Source organism: Pseudomonas sp. Pc102 (assembly GCF_018408275.1).
Classification (GTDB): Bacteria; Pseudomonadota; Gammaproteobacteria; order Pseudomonadales; family Pseudomonadaceae; genus Metapseudomonas; species Metapseudomonas tohonis.
The window spans coordinates 973894-994956 of record NZ_AP021905.1; the positions used below are offsets into that span (position 1 = coordinate 973894).

Genomic DNA, 21063 nt, shown 5'->3' on the forward strand with positions numbered 1-21063 from the left:
TGCCGGCTCAGTGCACCGGCGGCAGCAGGAACCGGCCGATCAATGGCAGGTGGTCGGAGATGCGCAACGTATCGCCCTGCCGCACCCGCGCATCGATCCGCGTCAGCCGTGGGCTGTGGAACAGGTAGTCGACGGTGCGATCCGGCCCCGACACCCGCGGGTCGTTGGGGAACTGGGTGAACCAGCGCGCGCGCTCGGTGCCGTCGGTTTCCTCGGCAGCGGGCACCCTCGGGTAGGTCGCCAGGGCCTCCAGCTCGCTGTCGCGGGCGAAGCGGCTGCGCTGCACGGCGTCCAGGCGCAGGTACTGGCCGGGCGGCAGCTGGTTGAAGTCGCCACCCAGCACCCAGGGCGTGCGGTCGCGTTCCAGCTCGTCGAGCAGGCTGCGGGTCATCGCCAGCTGGCGCTGCGCGGTGTCCTGGCCGGGCGTCCAGGGATCGAGGTGGGTGTTGATCGCCGCCAGGCGGCCGCCGTCGCGCACCGGCAGGTAGCTCACCAGCAGCGCCGGCTTGCGTTCGAAGGGGCGGTGCAGCACGTCACCTTCCGCCAGGGGCAGTTGCAGGCGCTCGGCACTGTCGATGCGCACGCGGCTGAGGGTGCCCAGCTTCATGCCGACGCTGCCGAGGATGTGCGCTCGCGGCACGAAGGCGGCCTTCCAGTAGAAGGCCTGGGTGCTGCACGGGTACACATCGGCGAGGCGCTCGCGCAGCAGCGCCAGCTGGTCCTGGTAGTCGGTGGCGCGGGCGCCTTCGTCCAGCTCCTGGAGGAACACCAGGTCCGGCTGCTCGTCGCGCAGCACGCGCACCACCTCGTCGAGGCTGTAGGCGATGTCCGCCGGCGTCGGGCGCTCGTCCGGGCCTTCGCGGTCGGGCAGGTCGTAGTAGAAGACGTAGCGCTTGCCGGCCAGGTACTGCACGTTCCAGGTCATCACCTTCAGCGCCTGGCCGGGTTGCAGCAGGGGGCCTCGGCGACGCAGGCCACGGGCTCCTCCTCGCGCGGGGCGGGGTGCCAGGTCAGGCTGTAGACCAGCGCGACCAGGGCGACGGAGACGATCAGCAGGCAGAGCAGGAGGCGGCGCAGTAGAAGGGGCATCGGCTGGAACGGTGCTTGGCTGGGTCGGGGAATGGGCGAGCATACCTGAGCGGGCGGCCCGGCCCAAACGCGTGCGCAAGCGAGGCGGCTGGATGCCGGCAGTGGCGCTATTCTTGTTCTGTCGCGACGGATCGCTATTGGGGCCCGGCACCCTGGTTTGCGCATCCTTCGGGTTGCCCTAACATGCCCGGCACCCAGATCGGCAAGGGTCTTGCAGGATCAACCCCTCGGTCCCGACTTCCAGGAGCAGGCATGCATCGCCAGTCGTTAGCCAGTCCCGCGGCATCGCCCGGCAGCGGTCGTGCCGGCGCGCTGCTGTCCGGGCTTCTGTGGCTGCTGCTCGGCATCACCTGCGCCAGCGCCGAGGAGCGCCCGCCGCTGCGGGTGATGACCGACTACTGGCCGCCGTTCCGCATGGAAGGCGAGGGCGGTGCACTGCACGGGCTGGACATCGACCTGCTGAACGAGATCGCGCGGCGCACGGGCCTGCGCTTCGACGTGCAACGGGCGCCCTGGGCGCGCGGTCTGGCCGCGTTGCAGAGCGGCTCGGCGGACCTGATGACCGGCCTGGCACGCACGCCCGAACGCGAGCGCTATATCGACTACCTGCCCACTCCCTACTACGCCTGCGCACCACGGTTGTACGGTACGCCGGAACTGGCCAGGCGCATCACCCGCTACGAGCAGCTGCGCGGGCCCACCATCGGCTACGTGCTGGAGTCGGCCTACTTCCAGCCCTTCGATTCCGATGCCGGCCTGCACAAGTCCGGGGTCAGCAACGAGCAGCAACTGCTGGAAATGCTCCTGCGCGGGCGCCTGCAGCTGGTGATCGGTACCGATTGCCAGGTGGACTACGAACTGCGCGATCCGCGCCTGGCCGGACGCATCGTGAGGACCGGCTACCAGCCCGATACCCGCACCGAGCTGTTCATCGGCTTCACCCAGCAGCAGTCGCTGGCCGAGGAGAAGGACAGGATCGCCAGCGCCCTGCAGCAGATGCTCGACGAGGGCTGGGTGAAAGAGGCGGCCAGGCGCTACCAGCCCGGGTCTCAGTGAGCGTGGGGCTCGACCACCAGTTCATAGTCCAGGGCCAGGTCCCAGAAGGCCGCTTCGATCTTGTGGCCGTCGGGGTCGCGGACGAAGCAGCCGAAGTAGGGCGCGCCGTATTCGGCACGCGGCCCGGGCTCGCCGTCCGAGGTGCCGCCTGCGTCCAGGGCAGCCTGGTAGAACGCTCGGACCGCGTCCTTGTCGGCCGCGAAGAAACCGACGTGGGTGCCGTTGCCGATGCTGGCGGGCCGGCCGTCGATGGGTTTCTGCACCCAGAACTCCGGGTAAAGGCGGCCATAGGCCACGGCGCCGGGGTGCTCCATGATGCGCCGGCAACCGAGGGCCGGCAGGACCTTGTCGTAGAAGGCCACGGCCCGCTCGAAGTCGTTGGTGCCGAGCGAGATATGGGACAGGATGCTGGGGTTTTCGGCCATGGAATGAATCTCCCTGTGCGATGGCCCCGACAAGACTAGCCGGCTTTCAGCGCTCCGCTGCGGGCTCCCCGAGCAGGCTGAACAGGCGGAATATCAAGACGCAGGTGAACAGCTGCAGGAAGCCGTCCAGGCAGTCGACGAAGACGCTGGCGACGCTGTCCGGGCGCTCGCCCAGCTCGCCATAGGCCCACCACTCGAAGGCCCATACCGGCCCCATCGCCAGCAGGATGCAGCAGAGGATGGTGAGGAAATGGCCATCGCTCATGCGGAAGCTCTCCTTCATCGCCTCCATCGGCGACAGGCCGTCCAGCACCAGCAGGTACTCGGCGAATACCAGCCGGCTCATGATCCACAGCCCCGGCAGGATCAGCAGCGAAGCCCCGAGCATGATCAGCAGCGTGCTGAAGGCCGCGAGCACCGCAAAGGACGGCCAGCGCAACAGGGCCAGGCTCCAGATCTGCTTCTTCTTCAGGTTGATGCGGCTGCTGCGGCTGTCGAGGAAGACGATCAGCGCGCCGGTATAGAGGGGGTAGAACACCAGGCGGATGAGCAGGTCGGAAGCCGACGACGAGGCCTCCCCCAGCCAGGCCGAGGCCACCTGCAGGGCCAGTGCCTCGAGCAGGATCACCGGCAGGCAGAGCGAGGCGATCGGGCCGAAGTGGCGGCTGAAGAAATACCAGGAGTCACGCAGCAGGAGCAGGGGATTCATTGACGGCGCCATAGGAATGCAGGGCTGTGAAGCAACTCTAGTCGATGCCGCGCGCCCTCTCCAAGGCGCCGCTCGACCTAGATCGCGACCTGCGCTGCCGTGTTGCGGCGTCTGCGCCGGGCAAGCCATAGCGCAGCCCCCAGCAAGGTGAGCTCGAGCAGAAAAGACCAATGCAGGAGGAAGTTCAGCCACCAGGGCTGGTAGCGCGGCGTGACGGTGGCCAAGGCGAAAGGCTGGTCGACCCAGGGCGCCAGCCACCAGATGTCGCCCACCACGCTGTCCAGAATCAGGTGCACGCAACCGTTGAGGGTGAACAGCGCGAGCATCACCGGCGCCAGCGCGCGGCGCGCCAGTTGGCGCCAGGTGAGGGCCAGCGCCAGGGTGCCGAACCACACCACCGGCCAGTGGCTCCAGTAGCTGTGGTGGTGATGCTGGCGGCCATCGACCAGGTGGAAATAGAGCATGTCCAGGTCCGGGGCGAAGGCACCGAGCAGCGCCACCGCCATCCACAGGCGCGAGCTGCAGGTGGCGGGGCGCAGGTGGCGTTCCAGCAGGCCACCGATCAGGTAGCCGGTGGGCAGGTGGGCGAGGATCACGACATCAGCCCGGCCAGCAGGGCCTCGCTCTCCAGCACCTCGGCGTACTCGCCGGCGAGGTTGGCCATGGCCATGTCGTGCACCTCCTCGGCGCTGCGCGGGCGGCCCGACCAGTCGGCCTTGGCGAAGGTGTAGCAGGCGTCGGCTATCACGGTGGTGGCGAAGCCCAGGTTGCTGGCGCTGCGCGCAGTGGCTTCCACCGAGTTCTCGCTGGCGACCCCGGTGATCACCACGCGGCGGATGCCGCGCACGTGCAGCCAGCGCTCCAGGGCACTGTGGGTGAAGGCGTCGGTGACGTTCTTCTCCAGTACCTGCTCGTCCGGCCTGGGGGCCAGCTCCGGCAGGAACAGCGCGCCGTCCTGCCCCGGGGCGAACACCGAACCCGGCTCGCGGGACATGTGGCGCACATGCACCAGCGGCCAGCCCTGCCCGCGCCAGTGGGCGAGCAGGGCGGCGATGCGCCCTTCGGCCTGGGGGTTGTTACGTGGCGTGGCGACGCGGGCGATGCCCTGCTGCATGTCGATGATGATCAGGGCGGGAGGCGAGTGGAGTGGGTCGTTCAGCGGCATGTCGAGTGTCCTTTCCTCGGGGCTGGCATACTGTGCGCCGACTCTAGCAGACCTTCGAAAAACTACCTGCGTTGCCATCGCTGCATTAGGAACAGGCTCAAAAATGCTCATCTACAGTGTGTAGACTCCGCTTTTTTCGCCTGTTCCTGCCTTGCGCTGGCGGCCTCGCCTACGTTTTTTCGCAGCCAGAAACCCACGCCCGCCACCCCGAGGAAACCCGGTGAAGAAGATCGCGGTGTTCGCCGATGTCCAGAACCTCTACTACACGGTGCGCCAGGCCTATGGCTGTCACTTCAACTACACCGCGCTGTGGAAGGACATCGCCGCCCGTGGCGAGATCGTCGAGGCCTATGCCTACGCCATCGACCGGGGCGACGCCCGCCAGCAGCAGTTCCAGCAGATCCTGCGCAACCTCGGCTTCACCGTGAAGCTCAAGCCCTTCATCCAGCGCGCCGATGGCTCGGCCAAGGGCGACTGGGACGTGGGCATCACCATCGACATCCTCGACGCCGCCGCGCGGGTGGACGAGATCGTCCTGGCCTCCGGCGATGGCGACTTCGACCTGCTGCTCGACCGCGTCCGCGACCGTGGCGTCGAGGCCGTCGCCTATGGCGTGCCGGGCCTCACCGCTCAATCGCTGGTGCGCGCCGCCAGCCGCTACATACCCATCGAGGGCGGCCTGCTGCTCAAGTGACAGCCCGCCGCCCCTGCAGAACAGTGGAAACCCCGTGGACCCCATCGCCGTCATCGACTTCGAAACCACCGGCGTCACGCCGGGGGACAACTGCCGCGCCACCGAGATAGGCGTCGTCATCCTCGACCAGGGCCGCATCGTCGACCGCTACCAGAGCCTGATGAACGCCGGCGTCTGGGTGCCGCCCTTCATCGAGAGCCTCACCGGCATCAGCAACGCCATGGTCCGTGCCGCCCCGCCGGCGGCGCAGGTGATGGGGGAGGTGGCGGACTTCGTCGGCGACATTCCCCTGCTGGCGCACAACGCCTCCTTCGACCAGAAGTTCTGGGACGCCGAACTGGCACGCCTGGGGCGTCGTCGCCGGCAGGCCTTCGCCTGCTCCCTGCTGCTGTCGCGCCGGTTGCTGCCGGAGGCGCCCAACCACAAGCTCGGCACCCTCAACCGCTGGGCGCGCCTGCCCGACACCGGCCAGGCCCACCGTGCCATGGCCGATGCCGAGATGGCGGCCAACCTCACCCTGCACATCGCCGACCGCCTGCGCGAACGCCACGGTGTGCGCCAGGTGAGCCACGAACTGTTCTGCCGCCTGCAGAAGGTCCCGGCGGCGAAGATCCTGGATGCGCTGAAGCGCCTGTAGATCAGGCGCGGTGAGCCCAGCGTAGGGATGACGCTCTTTTCATCCACCAGGCGATGCCGAGTCCCACACCGCCTGGTGGGAGCGAATTCATTCGCGATGGAGTGTCCGGCCACCCGTAGCTCAGTACCGGCGGCGGGTCTTTCGCGGCTAAAGCCGCTCCCACAGGTTGCCCACAGCGAGGCCGAATATCGCTGCGTTGGGCCTCGCTGTGCTCGGCGCCAACCTACGGAGCCGTGCGCGAACATGCGTGGTGGCAGCCCTGCGGCCTGCTTGGCGAATGAATTCGCCCCTACAGGGATCGCGCAGCCTGCAGGTCCGGTGCAACCCGCCGTTTACGGCGCCTGGAACCTCTTCACACCTTGCGCAACGCCTCGACCTTCCCGCCGTGCACCTGCAGTTCAGCCGGGATGCGCCGTTCGAAGGGGGTGGAGAGGATCAGCGAGGTCTTGCTCGCGCCGTACTGGCTGAGGCGGTCGATCAGGTCCTGCAGCTCCGGCATGGTCGCCACGGCGGCCTTCATCAGCACGCAGGCGTCGCCGGTGATGCGGTGGCAGAGGGAAATCTGCGGGATCTTCTCCAGGGCCTCCAGGGCGCGCTTGGAATCATGGTCGGCGAGGCGCAGCTCGATCACGCATTCGATCGGCAGGCCGATCTTCGCCGGGTCGACGGCGGCGTGGTAACCGGTGATCACGCCGCTGGCCTCCAGCTTGGCCACGCGGTCGGCCACGGCCGGGGGCGAGAGGTTGACCCGGCGCGCCAGTTCGGCGAACGAAGCGCGGCCGTTCTCCATCAGCGCCGAGAGCAGCAGGCGGTCGTATTTGTCCATCGGTGGTCTCCACGCAGGGTATTTGGGAAACAAGGCAAACAGCGCTTATTGGCGTTGATTCGAAAGTTAAGTGGCCATTGAAGCAGGTTTCATCGCTTATTTTCCCTATATGGCCTTGCATAGAATAAACACCCTGCCAACCGGATCGTCGAGCCCCCCATGCCTGCGCAACGTTTTCCCCTCCTGCTGATCGGCGCCTTCTTCGCCCTCTACATCATCTGGGGGTCCACCTACCTCGCGATCCGCATCGGCGTCGAATCCTGGCCGCCGCTGCTCATGGCCGGCGTGCGCTTCGTCATCGCCGGCAGCCTGATGTTCGCCTGGCTGCGCTGGCGCGGCGCGCCCATGCCGACCCTGCGCGAATGGAAGGCCGGCGCGATGGTCGGCGTGCTGCTGCTCAGCTGCGGCAACGGCGGCGTGACCCTGGCCGAGCACCTGGGCGTGGCCTCCGGCGTCGCCGCCCTGGCGGTGGCCACGGTGCCTTTGTTCGCCCTGCTGTTCGGCCTCATCTGGGGCCAGCGCACCACGCGCCTGGAATGGGCCGGCATCGTGCTCGGGCTGATCGGCATCGGCCTGCTCAACCTCGGCTCCAACCTCCAGGCCAGCCCGCTGGGCGCCGCCCTGATCATCTTCGCTGCCGCCAGCTGGTCCTTCGGCTCCATGTGGAGCAAGCACCTGCCGCTGCCCGCCGGCCCCATGGCCAGCGCCGTGGAGATGCTCGCCGGTGGCGTCGCTCTGCTGCTGGGCAGCGCCCTGAGCGGCGAGCGCATGGAGAGCCTGCCCACCCCCGCCGGCTGGGCGGCCCTGGCCTACCTGGTGGTGTTCGGTTCGATCATCGCCTTCAGTTCCTACCTCTACCTGTTGAAGAACGTGCGCCCGGCGGCGGCCACCAGCTACGCCTACGTCAACCCGGTGGTGGCGGTGCTGCTCGGCGTGCTCTTCGCCGGCGAGCACATCGGTGGCGAGGAAGGCCTGGCGATGCTGGTGATCATCAGCGCCGTGGTGCTGATCGGCCTGCCGCAGTGGCGCAAGCCCAAGGAGCCGGTGCTGCAGCAGACGAGCTGACGGGAGGCCGGAACCCGGGCGACGGCGACGCAGGTAGTTTTGCGGCGGCCTGATAGAATTGCGCCTTTTCCACCTCCGGTTCCGCCCCATGACCTTCGCTTCCCTTGGCCTGATCGACCCCCTGCTGCGCGCGCTCGACACGCTCGGCTACAAGACCCCATCGCCGGTGCAGGCCGAGGCGATCCCCGCCGTGCTCAAGGGCCGCGACCTGATGGCCGCGGCGCAGACCGGCACCGGCAAGACCGCCGGCTTCGCCCTGCCGCTGTTGCAGCGCCTGACGATGGAAGGCCCGCAGGTGGCCGCCAACTCGGTGCGCGCCCTGGTGCTGGTGCCCACCCGCGAGCTGGCCGAGCAGGTCCACGAGAGCTTCCGCGTCTACGGGCAGAACCTGCCGCTGCGCACCTACGCGGTGTACGGCGGGGTCAGCATCAACCCGCAGATGATGAAGCTGCGCAAGGGCATCGACGTGCTGGTGGCCACTCCCGGCCGCCTGCTCGACCTGTACCGGCAGAACGCGGTCAAGTTCAACCAGCTGCAGGCGCTGGTGCTGGACGAGGCCGACCGCATGCTCGACCTCGGCTTCTCCCGCGAGCTGGACGACGTCTTCTCCGCCCTGCCGCGCCGCCGCCAGACCCTGCTGTTCTCCGCCACCTTCTCCGACGCCATCCGCCAGATGGCCCGCGAACTGCTGCGCGACCCGCTGTCCATCGAGGTCAGCCCGCGCAACGCCGCCGCGCGCAGCGTCAGGCAGTGGCTGATCACCGTCGACAAGAAGCGCAAGTCCGAACTGTTCCTGCACCTGCTGCAGGAGCGGCGCTGGGGCCAGGTGCTGGTGTTCGTCAAGACGCGCAAGGGGGTCGACGAACTGGTGGACGACCTGCAGCGCGTGGGCGTCTCCGCCGACGCCATCCACGGCGACAAGCCGCAGCCCTCGCGCCTGCGCGCGCTGGAGCGCTTCAAGGCCGGCGAGGTGCAGATCCTCGTCGCCACCGATGTTGCGGCCCGTGGCCTGGACATCGACGACCTGCCGCTGGTGGTCAACTTCGACCTGCCCATCGTGGCCGAGGACTACGTGCACCGCATCGGCCGCACCGGGCGTGCCGGCGCCACCGGCGAGGCCATCTCCCTGGTCTGCGCCGACGAGGTGCAGCTGCTCTCGGCCATCGAGGTGCTGATCAAGCAGACCCTGCAGCGCCGCGACGAGCCCGGCTTCGTCCCCGACCACCGGGTGCCGCAGACCGACGCCACCGGCGCCATCCTGAAAAAACCCAAGAAGCCGAAGAAACCCAAGGAGCCCCAGGCCGGCGGCAAGGGTGGCAAGCCGTCGCGCCTGGGCAACTGGATCGACAGCGAGGCGCCGAAGACCAAGGCCGTGCGCAAGGGCCCGGGTTTCGGCAAGGCGAAGAAGGGCTGACTGCTACCGCCCGGTGTGGCATCGGGTGACGCAACGCGGGGCGTGACGAACCATCGAGGTGCAGCGCCCGTGTCGCCAGAGCCGGCGGCACGGGGCCCGGCGCGGGATTGGCGAGAGTTCGGAATAATGGCGCAGATCGTGCATTTCTGTGCGAAATGATGAACGCCTAGTGCGTTCGAAGCGCAGTCCCACGTCAGACGATTCCATGATGCGTCCCAAGGAACTCAAGCACTGGACCACCGGTGTCGCCCACCTGCTGTCACTGCCCGCCGGCCGCGCGCGCCTGCTCGGTCTCGCCCAATGGCTGCAGCAGATCTGCCACGTCGATCACTTCGTGCTCTTCGTCTACGAGGGCAACCACCGACCGCTGGCGCTGTTCGACACCTTCCCGGCGGACAAGCGCCATGTCTATGTCGAGGACTACCAGGTCGGCCCCTACCTGCTCGACCCCTTCTACCTCGCCTGCACCCGCAACCAGGCGCCCGGGCTGTGGCGCCTGCGCCAGTTCGCGCCGGACCACTTCTACCTGGGCGAGTACTACGTCACCTACTACCAGCAGACCGGCCTCACCGAGGAGATCGCCTTCTTCGTCGACCTCGCCGACGGCGCCAAGGCCGTGCTCTCGCTGATGCGCAGCGCCTGCAGCCCGGCCTACAGCCGCGACGAGATGCAGCTGCTCGACTGCGCCCAGGCGGTGGTCGAACAGGTGGTGGGGGAGGCCTGGGAACAGCGCCGCGCCCACCAGCCGCGTCCGGCCCAGGACCTGGACTACAAGATCCGCGAGACCTTCGAGCAATTCGGTGCCCACCTGCTCACCGCCCGGGAGCAGGAAGTGGTGCAGATGCTCCTGCGCGGGCACTCCAGTGCCTCGGTGGCCGAGCACCTGGCCATCAGCCCCGGCACGGTGAAGATCCACCGCAAGAACATCTACGCCAAGCTCGGTATCGGCAGCCAGTCGGAGTTGCTCGGCCTGCTGGTGCGTGACCTCGCCGGGCAGCGCGAGGCCTCCATCGATCCGGTATTGCGTACCGCGATCTGAGCGCAGGGCCTTATCGCCAACGGGAATTTAGCGGCGCTGATCAATAACCAACCATTGGTCTGCAACCCCCGTGGCTCAAGGTCCAGAGCCGCCTGTCCACGACTTATCCACAGTCCGCTCCACAGATAATGTGGGCGGGAAATCCCACCCCCTGCGACATTTCAGACCCTGCGGCAAGCCTTTTCATGCAGAAAAAAGGCTTGCCTTGGCGCAGCTCCGGTGGCAGGCGCTTTTCGTCGCCGGTGCGACGTGAAATCGCACTTTTGCACCGCTGTTCATTTTTTGTACATATTCGCAGGACTCCCGTCGTTGCTGGCCTGTGGGAGGTTATAGACGAGTTATCCACAGCTTCATCCACCGTTTCTGTGGGCACACGGACGCTTGCCCCGAGGGGGCTGATCTGCTAGCCGGAGGCGATCTTCGCCACCTCGTGTTTGATCAAAAAATGAACAGTTCGCGGCGGCCCCTGTCAGGAGCGGTGCGCACGCGCCCATCCACTCGCTGTCCACAAAGTTATCCACAGCTTCTGTGAATAGCTCCCCAGGAGTTCGACGGGCCGCCGGGCAGCGCCAGGCCCTATCCCCGGAGGGATATATACAGTCCGAAACAGCGGTTGATAGCGTGGCCCCACAAGCAGGAACACCTGGAAAAGGGGCTGGTCGTGAGCGATGCAGACGCTGTCTTCGATATCGAATTCCGCAACGTGGAAAAGAGCTACGGCTCGGTGCGCGCGGTCAGCGGGCTGAACTTCAAGGTCCGGCGGGGCGCCTTCCACTCCTTCCTCGGCAGCTCCGGCTGCGGCAAGACCACCACCCTGCGCATGATCGCCGGCTTCGAGCAGCCCAGCGCCGGCGAAGTCTGGCTCGGCGGCCGGCCCGTGGCGGGCATTCCGGCGCACCAGCGGCCGGTGAACATGGTGTTCCAGAGCTACGCCCTGTTCCCCCACCTCACGGTGGCGGAAAACATCGCCTATGGCCTGCGCTACCTGAACCCCCGGCCCGACCGCGAGGAGCAGCGCCGCCGCGCCGACGAGGCCCTGGAGATGGTGCGCCTCACCGGTTTCGGCCAGCGCAAGCCCCACGAGCTTTCCGGGGGCCAGCAGCAGCGCGTGGCCCTGGCCCGCGCCCTGGTCAACAAGCCCACCGTGCTGTTGCTGGACGAGCCCCTGGCGGCGCTGGACCGCAAGCTGCGCAAGGAGATGCAGTCCGAACTGCTGCGCCTGCAGCGCGAGGTCGGCATCACCTTCGTGCTGGTCACCCACGACCAGGAAGAGGCGCTGTCGATGAGCGACAGCATCAGCGTCATGCAGGACGGCGGCATCATCCAGACCGCCACCCCCGAGCAGCTCTACGAAACCCCCGCCAGCCGCTACGTGGCGGACTTCATCGGCGAATCCAACCTGTTCACCGGCACCGTGCGCCGGGTGGACGGCGACCGCGTGCTGCTGGACATGCCCCAGGGCCTGCAACTGGCCAGCCCGGCCACCCCCACCGGCCCGCGCCTGGCGGCCAGCGAGCCGGGCTGCATCGCCGTGCGCCCGGAGCAGATCGCCATCGGCAATGCCGCCGACGCCCTGGCCCGGGAGATCAGCCTGGCCGGGGAGGTGGTGGACCGCATCTACCTGGGCAACCTCACCGAATACCGCGTGCGCACCGAGCCCTTCGGCATCGTCTGCGTGCGCGTGCCGGGCCACACCGGGCGCGACAAGGCGGCCTTCGAGCATGGCGCGCCGGTGCGCATCGGCTGGGACCAGGCCGCCGGCCTGGCCATGGCGCTCTAGTTCATCCCCCCGGCAAGGCATCGCAGGGGCTTTTGCAGTGCAGGGCAGACAAGAAAACCAACACTCAACAGGCGGGGTAGCAGGCAATGGACCGTAAAGACTTCATCAAACAGATGCGCAGCTGGCAGAACGGCTCCATCACCCGACGTGAATTCCTTGGCCGCACCGGCCTGGGCCTGGCGGCGGCGGTGGTCGCGACCAACATGCCCGGCCTGCTCACCGGCAAGGCCTACGGCGCCGACAAGGCCATCGGTGATCGCGTGGTGCTGGCCACCTGGCCGAACTACCACAACGCCGAGAACTTCGCGGCCTTCGCCGAGAAGACCGGCGCCCATGTGCAGATGAACGTCTTCGGCTCCAACGAGGAGATGCTCGCCAAGCTCCAGGCCGGCGGCAGCGGCTGGGACCTCTTCGTGCCCACCAACTACACCATCAGCACCTACGTCGAGCTGGGCCTGATCGAGCCGCTGGATCTCTCGCGCCTGCCCAACTTCGATGCCGCCAGCTACGAGAAGCGCTTCATGGAGCAGGGCATCGTCGACGGCAAGCTCTACGCCGTGCCGAAGAACTGGGGCACCACCGGCTTCGTCTACGACAGCGACAGGATCAAATCCAAGCCCAGCAGCTGGAAGGAGTTCTGGGAGCTGGCCAAGGGCGAAGCCTCGGGCCGCGTGATGGTCCATGACTACCAGCTCACCGCCATCGGCAATGCGCTGAAGTCCTTCGGCTACAGCTTCAACTCGCTGGACCCGAAGGAGCTGGCCGACGCCGAGAAGCTCCTGCTGGAGGTCAAGCCGCACCTGTTCGCGATCAACTCCGACTACCAGCCCTCGATGCGCAACGGCGACGCCTGGATGTCCATGTGCTGGACCGGCGACGGCTCGCAGCTGCACCGCGACCTGCCGAACATGCAGTTCACCCTGGGCAAGGAAGGCGGCGAGCTGTGGAGCGACTTCTTCGCCATCCCCAAGGGCGCCGAACGCCCCGATGCCGCCTACGCGCTGATCAACTTCCTCCTCGACCCGCAGGTCAACAAGCTGGAAGTGGAAGCCCACGGCTACCCGAGCGGCGACAAGCGCGTGGACGCGCTGCTGCCCAAGGCGATGCTCGACGACCCGATCATGTACCCGGCCGCCGAGCTGCTCAGCGCCCTGGAGTTCGGCGCCGCCGCCACCCTCACCAGCCCGGAACGTGCCGAACTGATGGCGCGTTTCAAGGCTGCCTGACCCTCATCGGCCGCAGGGGCGAGCTCCGCCGTGAATCGCGACGCCGCATTCGCGAGCAGAGCTCGCTCCTACCCTGGTCGCCTCCATGAATCGTAGGGACTCTTCCATGAACGTCGCTCTCAGCGCTCCCGCAGCGGTCGATGCGGGCCAGGCCGCGCCGGTCGAAAGCCGCAGCCTCGGACGCCGCGTCACGCTGCTCCTGCTGCTGCCCTCCACCCTGTGGTTCCTGCTGATGCTGCTGATGCCGCTGGTGATCATCCTGGTCTTCAGCCTCGGCGAGCGCAGCCCGGTGGGTGGCTACGCCGCCGCGCTGACCCTGGACAACTACCTCAACCTCGGCTCGCGGGCCAAGGCCTTCGCCAACACCCTGTTCCTCGCCCCGCTGGGCACCCTGGTGTGCCTGCTGGCGGCCTACCCGCTGGCGTACTTCCTGGCGGTGAAGGTGCAGCGCAACCGCTCGCTGCTGCTGACCCTGGTGATCGTGCCGTTCTGGACCAGCTTCCTGATCCGCACCTACGCCTGGATCTTCATCCTCGGCGGCAAGGGCATCCCCGCCTTGCTGGCCAGCGTCGGCCTGGAGGAGGTGCGCCTGATCAACACCCCCACGGCGGTGCTGATCGGCATCGTCTACGGCTACCTGCCGCTGATGGTGTTCCCCATCTACGTGAGCCTGGAGAAGCTCGACAAGCGCCTGCTGGAGGCCTCCTCCGACCTCGGCGCCAGCGCCTTCGAGACCTTCCGCCGGGTGACCCTGCCGCTCTCCGCGCCGGGCGTGATCACCGGCGCCATGCTGGTGTTCATCCTGCTCATGGGCGAGTTCCTCATCCCCGCCATCCTCGGCGGCGGCAAGGTGTTCTTCGTCGGCAACGCCCTGGTCGACCTGTTCCTGCAATCGCGCAACTGGCCCTTCGGCAGCGCGGTGGCCATGACCCTGGTGGCGATGATGCTGGTGATCATCTTCATCTACCTCAAGCTCGTGGCGCGCTACGGCAAGCGTTCCACAGACGGGATGCTCTGACATGTGGCTGCGCAGCTATTCCACCTCGCTGTACCTGTTCCTCTATGCGCCCATCGCGCTGATCATCCTGTTCAGCTTCAATGCCGGGCGCAGCGGGCTGTCCTTCGAATGCTGCTCGGTGCAGTGGTTCGGTCGTGCCTTCGGCAACCCCTTCATCATGGAGGCCCTCGGCAACAGCGCGCTGATCGCCCTGTGCTCGGCGCTGATCGCCACGCTGTTCGGCACCCTCGCGGTGTTCGGCCTGCAGCGGGTCGGGCGGCGCGTGCGGATGGTCTTCGATGCCCTGACCTACTGCGCGATCATCATCCCCGGCATCGTCATCGGCATCGCCACGCTGATCGCCTTCATCAGCCTGTTCGAGGTGCTCAACCCGCTGCTGGACCTGCTCCTCGGCGCCGGCCTGCCGCGCCTGCGCATGGGCTTCGTCACCGTGGTCGCGGCCCACTCGCTGTTCACCATGGCGCTGGTGATGGTCATCGTCCGCACCCGCGTCGAGTCCCTGGACAAGGCCCTGCTGGAAGCCTCCGCCGACCTCTACGCGCCGCCGCTGGAGACCTTCCGCCGCGTGGTGCTGCCGCAGATCGCCCCGGCGATCATGGCCGGCTTCCTGCTGGCGTTCACCTTCAGCTTCGACGACTTCATCATCGCCTTCTTCGTCGCCGGCTCGGAAACCACGCTGCCGATCTACATCTTCTCGTCCATCCGCCGGGGCATCACCCCGGAGATCAACGCCATCTCGACCGTGATCATCTGCGCCTCCCTGGCGCTGCTGTTCACCTCCCGCTACCTGCAGAACCGCCGCACCGGCGCCTGACGACCCTGGAGAGCCACCATGCGTGACCAGCTGTATATCAACGGGCAATGGGTACGACCGGACCTGGGCGGCCATTTCGACGTGCTCGACCCGAGCAGTGGCGACCTGATCCAGCGCGTGCCGGCGGCCACCGAGGAAGACATCGACCACGCGGTGCGTGCTGCGCGCCAGGCCTTCAACCGCGGCTGGGGCCAGACCACGGGCGCCGAGCGCGCCGGCTGGCTGGAGGCTTTGGCGAGCGAACTGGAAGGGCGCCAGGACGCCCTGGCGGTGCTGGAGGTGCGCGACAACGGCAAGCCGCTGCCCGAGGCGCAATGGGACATCGCCGATGCCATCGGCTGCTTCCGCTACTACGCCGAGCTGGCCCGCGAGCTGGACGGCCGCCAGGACGAGGCGCTGGAGCTGCCGGACGCGCGCTTTCGCTGCCGCATCCGCCACGAGCCGGTGGGCGTGGCCGGGCAGATCATTCCCTGGAACTACCCGCTCCTGATGGCCGCCTGGAAAGTCGCCCCGGCCCTGGCGGCGGGCGCCACCTGCGTGCTCAAGCCGTCGGAGCTGACCCCGCTCACCGCCCTGGAACTGGCCAGCGCGGCGGACCGCATCGGCCTGCCGTCCGGTGTGCTCAACGTGGTCACCGGCCTTGGCGGCGATGCCGGCGGGCCGCTCAGCCAGCACCCGGGCGTGGACAAGCTGGCCTTCACCGGCAGCGTGCCGACGGGGTCGAAAATCATGTCGGCGGCAGCGGCCGACATCAAGAACATCAGCCTGGAGCTGGGCGGCAAGTCGGCCTTCATCGTCTTCGACGACGCCGATGTCGAGGCGGCGGTGGAATGGATCCTGTTCGGCATCTTCTGGAACCAGGGCCAGGTGTGCAGCGCCACCTCGCGCCTGCTGGTGCAGGAAGGCATCGCCCCGCGCCTGCTCGAGCGCCTGGTCGCCGAGGCGCGGCGCATCACCATCGGCCCCGGCCTGGAGCGCGGCGTGCTGCTGGGCCCGCTGGTCAGCGCCGGGCAGTACCAGAAGGTGCTGGGGATGATCGAACAGGGCACCCGCGAGGCCACCCTGATCAGCGGCGGCAAGCGCCCCGCGCACCTGTCCCACGGTTACTTCCTGGAGCCGACGATCTTCGACGAGCCGGCCGACAACGCCAGCATCTGGCGCGAGGAGATCTTCGGCCCGGTGCTCTGCGTCAAGCGCTTCAAGACCGAGGCCGACGCCCTGCGCATGGCCAACGACAGCCGCTTCGGCCTCGCCGCCGCCGTGATGAGCGCCGACCTCGACCGCGCCGCCCGGGTGGCCAACGGCCTGCGCGCCGGCATCGTCTGGGTCAACTGCTCGCAACCCACCTTCACCCAGGCGCCCTGGGGCGGCATGAAACAGAGCGGCATCGGCCGCGAGCTCGGCCGCTGGGGGCTGGACAACTACCTGGAGGTCAAGCAGGTCACCGAATACCGCAGCCAGGAACCCTGGGGGTGGTACCTCAAGTGACCTCCAGCGCCCGTAGGGTGGGCTTCAGCCCACCGAATGCCGATGCGCGAAGGTGCTGTGGGTGCATGCCCGATCGGCCGGTCGCGAATGAATTCGCTCCTACAAAAGCAGCCGGCCCCCGCCGCACAAGCGTGACCGTTGCGTAGGGTGGAGGTCGTTCTGTACCTCCACCATGCGGAGTCGGGCCCCGGCACGGCGTCATGCCTGAGGCTTCGCTGTGGGTGCACGGCCCGATCATCCGATCGCGAATGAATTCGCTCCCACGGGGACGGCGGAGCTGGGCGAATGAATCCGCCCCTACACGGGGCGTGCGTGGTTGGAGGCTATGCCGGGCCGCCGCCGCCGGCGCGCAGGGCTGCGACCTGCTTCTTGTAGCGCGCCACCTCGGTGACGTCGTAGATCACCACGCACAGGTGCTCCACGCTGCCGCTGGCACCCATCAGCGGCAGCAGGGTGACGTTCTGGTACATGAAGTCCTCCTCCCCGGTGATCGGCTGGTAGTTCTTGAAGCGCATCAGGAAGGGCCGCTGCTCCCACAGGCTGAAGGCGCGGGTGCCGAGCTGCACCACGCTGTCCACCTTGCGCCGCAGCCAGGTCTCGTCGATCTCCTCGAACAGCTCGAACAGCACCTTGCCGTGGACCTCGTCCGGGCCCAGGCCGGAGTGGTTCTCCATGAAGCTGTTCCACACCTCCACGCGGTACTGGCGATCGAGCACCACCACGCCGACGTCGATGCACTGCACGATGTCGAGCAGCCAGTGAACCTCTTTGATATCGATCTGTGCCGGCATGGGTCAGTCCATCAGGTAGCGGATCTTGTGGGTCAGGCGCGGGATCGAGTCCTCGGTGAACAGCAGCAGCAGGTCGAAGTGCACGTCGTGGGCCTCGACGCTGTAGCTGATCTCCACCGCCAGGGTCTTCTTCCAGCGGGTGCGGTTGAGGTGGATCAGCCGCTCGATGGACGCATGCTGCCCGAGCAGTTGCGGGTGGCCCTGGGAGAAGCGCACGTCGATCTGCTCGGCGATGCCGGCCAGGCAGGCGCCGATGATGATGCTGGCCAGGTCCAGCAGCATCTCCGAGGTCTCCTTGTCGTCGGCCGGCTGCCAGCGCAGCAGGTTGGCCATGTCGGCGATCTCGGAGTCGTGGAACAGCAGCAGCGCCTCGCCGGCGATGGCGTCGCCGATGAAGCCCTGGCACAGCGCGCTGAGCCGCTCGCCGCGCTGGGCGTCGGCCAGGGTCATGTGCAATTCGCTGACTTCGAAGATGTTCACCTGGGGCACCGGCAACTGCACGAAGACATCCAGCACCTTGGCCAGCAGCGCGGCGGCGCGGCCCATGGCGACGTTGCTCACCTCGCGCAGGGCATCGCGGAAGTTGACCTTGAGGACCAGGTCCTCGCGGGAGGGCACCGGCTCGGCGGGCACGCCCGGCGCCGGCACCTTGAGCAGGCCCAGGCGCACCAGCACGGCGCGCAGCTCGGCCGGGTCGGCGGGCTTCTTGATGAATGCCAGGGCGCCCAGCTCCATCACCCGGCGCTGGGCTTCCTCCTGGATGTCGCCGGACACCACCACCACCTGGGCCACCAGGCCTTCGGCGCGCAGCTGGGCGAGCACCTGGTAGCCATCCATCACCGGCATGGTCAGGTCCAGCAGCACCACCTGGCCCAGGCCCTGGCGGATGGCGACCATGGCTTCTTCGCCCTGGGTGGCCTGGGTGATGGACACCGGCCAGTCCTGGGGCAGGGCGCGGATCAATTGCTTGCGCGCCATCATCGAGTCATCGCAGACGAGGAGGGGGATCACTTAGCGGCACCGCCGTCACTTCAGGGTCAGAGCAAGCATAGACGCTGGCCCGGTGGCCGCCGACACCAGGTGCCGGCGGGGTTGCGCTCAGATGTTCTGGCCGATGCGCCAGAGCACGCCACTGGGGTCGAACAGCACGAAGTCGCGCATGCGCCAGGGCTGGTCCTGGGGCGCGATGGCGCGCACCCCGTAGCGCTCGATCACACCGCTGGCCTGCACGTGCTGCCACCAGGCCTCAACGTCCTTCACCAACAGGTGCATCATCAGGTTCTCGGCCAGGGCCGGCTCGTAGAAGTTCTGCAGCAGGAAGGCGCAGTCGCCATGGCTGAAGTAGGCGATCTCGTCGGAGACACCGCCGGGCCTGAAGCCCAGGTCCAGGTAGAAGGATTGGCTCTGCTCGTAGTCCTTCGCGGGGACGAAGGCCTTCAGTTCAACGGTTTCCAGCGTGCTCATGGGCTATCCCTATGGTCGGTGAACAGGCCGTCGCGGTCAGGTCGGCGCCTCTGCGGGCGCCTGCTGCCGCATCCTAAACCCAGCAATACCCGCTCCGGTAGCCCGTCGGGAGCACGACGGTCGCGTCTGCGCATGATCGGTAGGGGCGACTTCAGTCGCCAAGCGGCGCGCAGCGCCGCCGCCCTTGTGGGAGCGAATTAATTCGCGATCGGGCTTTCCTGATGACGCGACGACAACCGGCCTCCTCAAATCCCCCGCGCCATGAACCGATGGGCGGCGACGCCGGGGATAGTGGAGGGGCGCTCGTGCTCGACCACGAAGCCGAGGCGTTCGTAGAGCGCCTGGGCGCGGGGGTTGGTGGCGGAGACGTCGAGGGCGGCGCGTTGCAGGCCGGCGTGGCGGCCCTGTTGCAGGAGGTGGTCGATCAGTTGCCGGCCGATGCCCTGGCCGGTGAGGCCGTCTTCCACACCCAGGTGGGCGAGGTAGCAGGTGGCGGCCGGTGGCGGCTGGATGATGCGTTCCAGTTGCAGGCCACGGCGGATCACCGACGCGGCGCCGAGGCCGTAGAAGCCGATGATCTGCCCCAGCGCCGCGAGGCTGTTGCGCAGGTTGGCCTCGCCGCTGAAGGCGGTGCCGGTGGCGACGATGCGGCCGTCCTGCTCGCCCACCCAGTGCGCCTTGTAGCCGAACTCGCCGGCTTCCCGCGCCAGGGTCCAGCGCAGGAAATCCACCGCGCTGTGGCCGTTGCGGGCGAAGGCATGGTCGAAGGCGGCGGGGCCGGAGCGGTACACCAGCGGGGCGATGGCCGGGGCGTCGGCGGGGGTCGCGGGGCGGAAGGTCAGCGGCATGGGCGGGGCTCGGCTGGGCAGGGAAAGGCGAAATTAGCACTTGCGTACCATGTTTCGCGAGTGCCTTTCCGGGCGGGTAAGCCGCGCCGCCGGGAGTCCCGGGCGGCGCGGCCTCCGGGCCTCAGTCCCCCTGCAGCAGTTGCTGCACGCCGTCGAGTGCCTCGCGGCGCAGACGCTCAAGATCGAGCCCCGGGATCACCCCGTCGTCCACCACCAGGCGCCCGCCCACCAGGCTGTAGCGCACCGCCATCGGCTCGCCGGCCAGCACCGGGGCGAGGGCCGGGTCGTGGAAGCCGAAGAAGCGCGGGTGGTCCAGGCCGTAGAGCACCAGGTCGGCGGCCTGGCCCACTTCCAGGGTGCCCACCGCACCCAGGCCCAGCACCCTGGCGCCGCCGGCCGTGCCCCAGTGGATGACGTCCTCGGCGAGGGTGGCCGAGGCGCCCTGGTTCGCACGGTGGATCAGCCAGGCGGTGTTGGCCTCGCCCACCATGCTCCCGGACTCGTTGGAGGCGACGCCGTCCACCCCCAGCGAGATCGGCACGCCGGCTTCCGCCATCTGCGGCACCGGGGCGATGCCGCTGCCCAGGCGCGCGTTGCTCACCGGGCAGTGGGAGATGCCGCTGCCGGTCTGCGCCAGCAGGCGGATCTCCGAGGGCTGGGCGTGGACCATATGGGCGAACCACACGTCCGGCCCCAGCCACTCGTGCTCGGCGACGAACTCCACCGGCAGGCAGTTGTATTTCTCGCGGCAGAAGTTCACGTAGTTCTGCGTCTCCGACAGGTGCGTGTGCAGGCGCAGGCCCATGCGGCGTGCGCTCTGCGCCAGCTCGCGGAGCAGCGTCGGGGGCAGCGAGAAGGTCGGCGTGGTGGGCGCCACCACCACCCGGCGCAGGGCGTCCGGGGTCTCCTGGTGGTAGCGCGCCTTGAGCCGCTCGATGTCGCCGAGCATCTGTTCCAGGCTCTCCGGCTGCAGGGCCGTCTTGGAGAAGCCCGGGTGGGCGTTGGCCGACTCCAGCGCGCCGCCCCGGCAGAGCACGAAGCGCATGCCGAATTCCTCGGCTATGTCGAACAGCGCGTCGCCGCTCTCGGTGCTGCCGTTGGCGTGGTAGAGGTAGTGGTGGTCGGCGCAGGTGGTGACGCCCGACAGCAGCAGCTCGGCCATGCCCAGGCGCGCGGCGATGCGCACCAGTTCGGGGGTGAAGCGCGACAGGCGCGGGTAGGGCACGCTGGCCAGCCAGCCCTGCAGGTCCTGGTTGAGGCCGGCGGGCACGGCCTTGAGCAGGTTCTGCGCGAGGTGGTGGTGGGTGTTGATCCAGCCCGGGTAGACCAGGCAGCGGCGCGCGTCGATCACCCGCTCGCCGGCGCCCGGCTGCAGGCCCTTGGCCATTTCGGCGATGCGCCCGTCGCGGATGCGGATGTCGAGGCTGCCGGCGCGGGCGCGTTCGCCGCGCAGGCCGGTCATCACGGCCTGGGGATTCTTGATCAGGATGTCGTTCATGGAAGGTTCCCGTGGTT

The 21063-nt window shown here is 68.0% G+C and carries 21 protein-coding genes and 1 pseudogene; 11 read left to right on the forward strand and 11 right to left on the reverse strand.

Annotated elements, in window-relative coordinates:
* Positions 1-7: 7 nt before the first annotated feature.
* Positions 8-1089: pseudogene (locus tag PHLH3_RS04650) on the reverse strand (endonuclease/exonuclease/phosphatase family protein).
* 252 nt (positions 1090-1341) lie between these two features.
* Between PHLH3_RS04650 and PHLH3_RS04655 the strand changes: the two are divergent.
* The gene (locus PHLH3_RS04655) at positions 1342-2145 is read left to right on the forward strand and encodes a transporter substrate-binding domain-containing protein (RefSeq protein ID WP_213628380.1); all 804 of its coding nucleotides are present in this window, start codon (positions 1342-1344) and stop codon (positions 2143-2145) included.
* Here the strand turns inward: PHLH3_RS04655 and PHLH3_RS04660 are convergent.
* The 4 genes from PHLH3_RS04660 to PHLH3_RS04675 all read right to left on the reverse strand — a co-directional run bounded on the left by PHLH3_RS04660 (position 2139) and on the right by PHLH3_RS04675 (position 4444).
* A complete protein-coding gene (locus PHLH3_RS04660) occupies positions 2139-2570 on the reverse strand; it encodes a VOC family protein (protein ID WP_213628381.1) in 432 nt (143 codons plus the stop codon). The genes PHLH3_RS04655 and PHLH3_RS04660 overlap by 7 nt on opposite strands.
* A gap of 46 nt (positions 2571-2616) precedes the next feature.
* Positions 2617-3279 (reverse strand): hypothetical protein, encoded by a 663-nt coding sequence (locus PHLH3_RS04665; RefSeq protein WP_213628382.1) that lies wholly within the window; start codon positions 3277-3279, stop codon positions 2617-2619.
* A 77-nt stretch (positions 3280-3356) separates the two neighbouring features.
* Positions 3357-3875, reverse strand: coding sequence for a metal-dependent hydrolase (locus tag PHLH3_RS04670; protein ID WP_213628383.1), 519 nt, complete (start codon positions 3873-3875; stop codon positions 3357-3359).
* Positions 3872-4444: a cysteine hydrolase family protein gene (locus PHLH3_RS04675; RefSeq protein ID WP_213628384.1), complete on the reverse strand. Its 573-nt coding sequence runs from the start codon at positions 4442-4444 to the stop codon at positions 3872-3874. The genes PHLH3_RS04670 and PHLH3_RS04675 overlap by 4 nt, the downstream gene beginning before the upstream one ends.
* A 220-nt stretch (positions 4445-4664) precedes the next feature.
* Between PHLH3_RS04675 and PHLH3_RS04680 the strand changes: the two genes are divergently transcribed.
* Both PHLH3_RS04680 and PHLH3_RS04685 read left to right on the forward strand, forming a co-directional pair.
* Positions 4665-5138, forward strand: coding sequence for an NYN domain-containing protein (locus PHLH3_RS04680; RefSeq protein WP_213628385.1), 474 nt, complete (start codon positions 4665-4667; stop codon positions 5136-5138).
* Positions 5139-5172: 34 nt separating this feature from the next.
* Positions 5173-5775 (forward strand): 3'-5' exonuclease, encoded by a 603-nt coding sequence (locus tag PHLH3_RS04685; protein WP_213628386.1) that lies wholly within the window; start codon positions 5173-5175, stop codon positions 5773-5775.
* 352 nt (positions 5776-6127) lie between these two features.
* Here the strand turns inward: PHLH3_RS04685 and PHLH3_RS04690 are convergent, their stop codons facing one another.
* Entirely contained in the window at positions 6128-6601 is a 474-nt protein-coding gene (locus PHLH3_RS04690) for an Lrp/AsnC family transcriptional regulator (RefSeq protein ID WP_111261469.1), read from the reverse strand.
* A gap of 159 nt (positions 6602-6760) precedes the next feature.
* Between PHLH3_RS04690 and yedA the strand changes: the two genes are divergently transcribed.
* The 8 genes from yedA (at position 6761) to PHLH3_RS04730 (ending at position 16445) form a co-directional block, all read left to right on the forward strand.
* Positions 6761-7666 carry a drug/metabolite exporter YedA gene (gene yedA / locus PHLH3_RS04695; RefSeq protein WP_213628387.1) on the forward strand — a complete coding sequence of 302 codons (906 nt, stop codon included), beginning with the start codon at positions 6761-6763 and terminating at the stop codon, positions 7664-7666.
* Between the two features lie 88 nt (positions 7667-7754).
* Positions 7755-9080, forward strand: a complete 1326-nt coding sequence (locus tag PHLH3_RS04700) for a DEAD/DEAH box helicase (RefSeq protein WP_213628388.1) — start codon at positions 7755-7757, stop codon at positions 9078-9080.
* Positions 9081-9288: 208 nt separating this feature from the next.
* On the forward strand, positions 9289-10119 hold the full coding sequence (locus PHLH3_RS04705; RefSeq protein WP_213630405.1) for a helix-turn-helix transcriptional regulator: 831 nt from the start codon (positions 9289-9291) through the stop codon (positions 10117-10119).
* Between the two features lie 661 nt (positions 10120-10780).
* Entirely contained in the window at positions 10781-11899 is a 1119-nt protein-coding gene (locus PHLH3_RS04710; RefSeq protein WP_213628389.1) for an ABC transporter ATP-binding protein, read from the forward strand.
* Between the two features lie 86 nt (positions 11900-11985).
* Positions 11986-13125: a spermidine/putrescine ABC transporter substrate-binding protein gene (locus PHLH3_RS04715; protein WP_213628390.1), complete on the forward strand. Its 1140-nt coding sequence runs from the start codon at positions 11986-11988 to the stop codon at positions 13123-13125.
* A 106-nt stretch (positions 13126-13231) separates the two neighbouring features.
* A complete protein-coding gene (locus PHLH3_RS04720) occupies positions 13232-14143 on the forward strand; it encodes an ABC transporter permease (RefSeq protein WP_213628391.1) in 912 nt (303 codons plus the stop codon).
* A 1-nt stretch (position 14144) separates the two neighbouring features.
* A complete protein-coding gene (locus PHLH3_RS04725; RefSeq protein ID WP_213628392.1) occupies positions 14145-14957 on the forward strand; it encodes an ABC transporter permease in 813 nt (270 codons plus the stop codon).
* Between the two features lie 18 nt (positions 14958-14975).
* Positions 14976-16445: an aldehyde dehydrogenase family protein gene (locus tag PHLH3_RS04730; RefSeq protein ID WP_213628393.1), complete on the forward strand. Its 1470-nt coding sequence runs from the start codon at positions 14976-14978 to the stop codon at positions 16443-16445.
* A 323-nt stretch (positions 16446-16768) separates the two neighbouring features.
* Here the strand turns inward: PHLH3_RS04730 and PHLH3_RS04735 are convergent, their stop codons facing one another.
* The 5 genes from PHLH3_RS04735 to PHLH3_RS04755 all read right to left on the reverse strand — a co-directional run bounded on the left by PHLH3_RS04735 (position 16769) and on the right by PHLH3_RS04755 (position 21046).
* Complete coding sequence (locus PHLH3_RS04735) at positions 16769-17236, reverse strand: PAS domain-containing protein (RefSeq protein WP_213628394.1); 468 nt, start codon at positions 17234-17236, stop codon at positions 16769-16771.
* A gap of 3 nt (positions 17237-17239) precedes the next feature.
* Positions 17240-18247: a response regulator gene (locus PHLH3_RS04740; protein WP_111261460.1), complete on the reverse strand. Its 1008-nt coding sequence runs from the start codon at positions 18245-18247 to the stop codon at positions 17240-17242.
* An 87-nt stretch (positions 18248-18334) separates the two neighbouring features.
* Positions 18335-18700, reverse strand: coding sequence for a VOC family protein (locus PHLH3_RS04745; RefSeq protein WP_173173563.1), 366 nt, complete (start codon positions 18698-18700; stop codon positions 18335-18337).
* 245 nt (positions 18701-18945) lie between these two features.
* The gene (locus tag PHLH3_RS04750) at positions 18946-19548 is read right to left on the reverse strand and encodes an N-acetyltransferase (protein ID WP_213628395.1); all 603 of its coding nucleotides are present in this window, start codon (positions 19546-19548) and stop codon (positions 18946-18948) included.
* Positions 19549-19669: 121 nt separating this feature from the next.
* The gene (locus PHLH3_RS04755; protein WP_213628396.1) at positions 19670-21046 is read right to left on the reverse strand and encodes an amidohydrolase family protein; all 1377 of its coding nucleotides are present in this window, start codon (positions 21044-21046) and stop codon (positions 19670-19672) included.
* Positions 21047-21063: the final 17 nt, after the last annotated feature.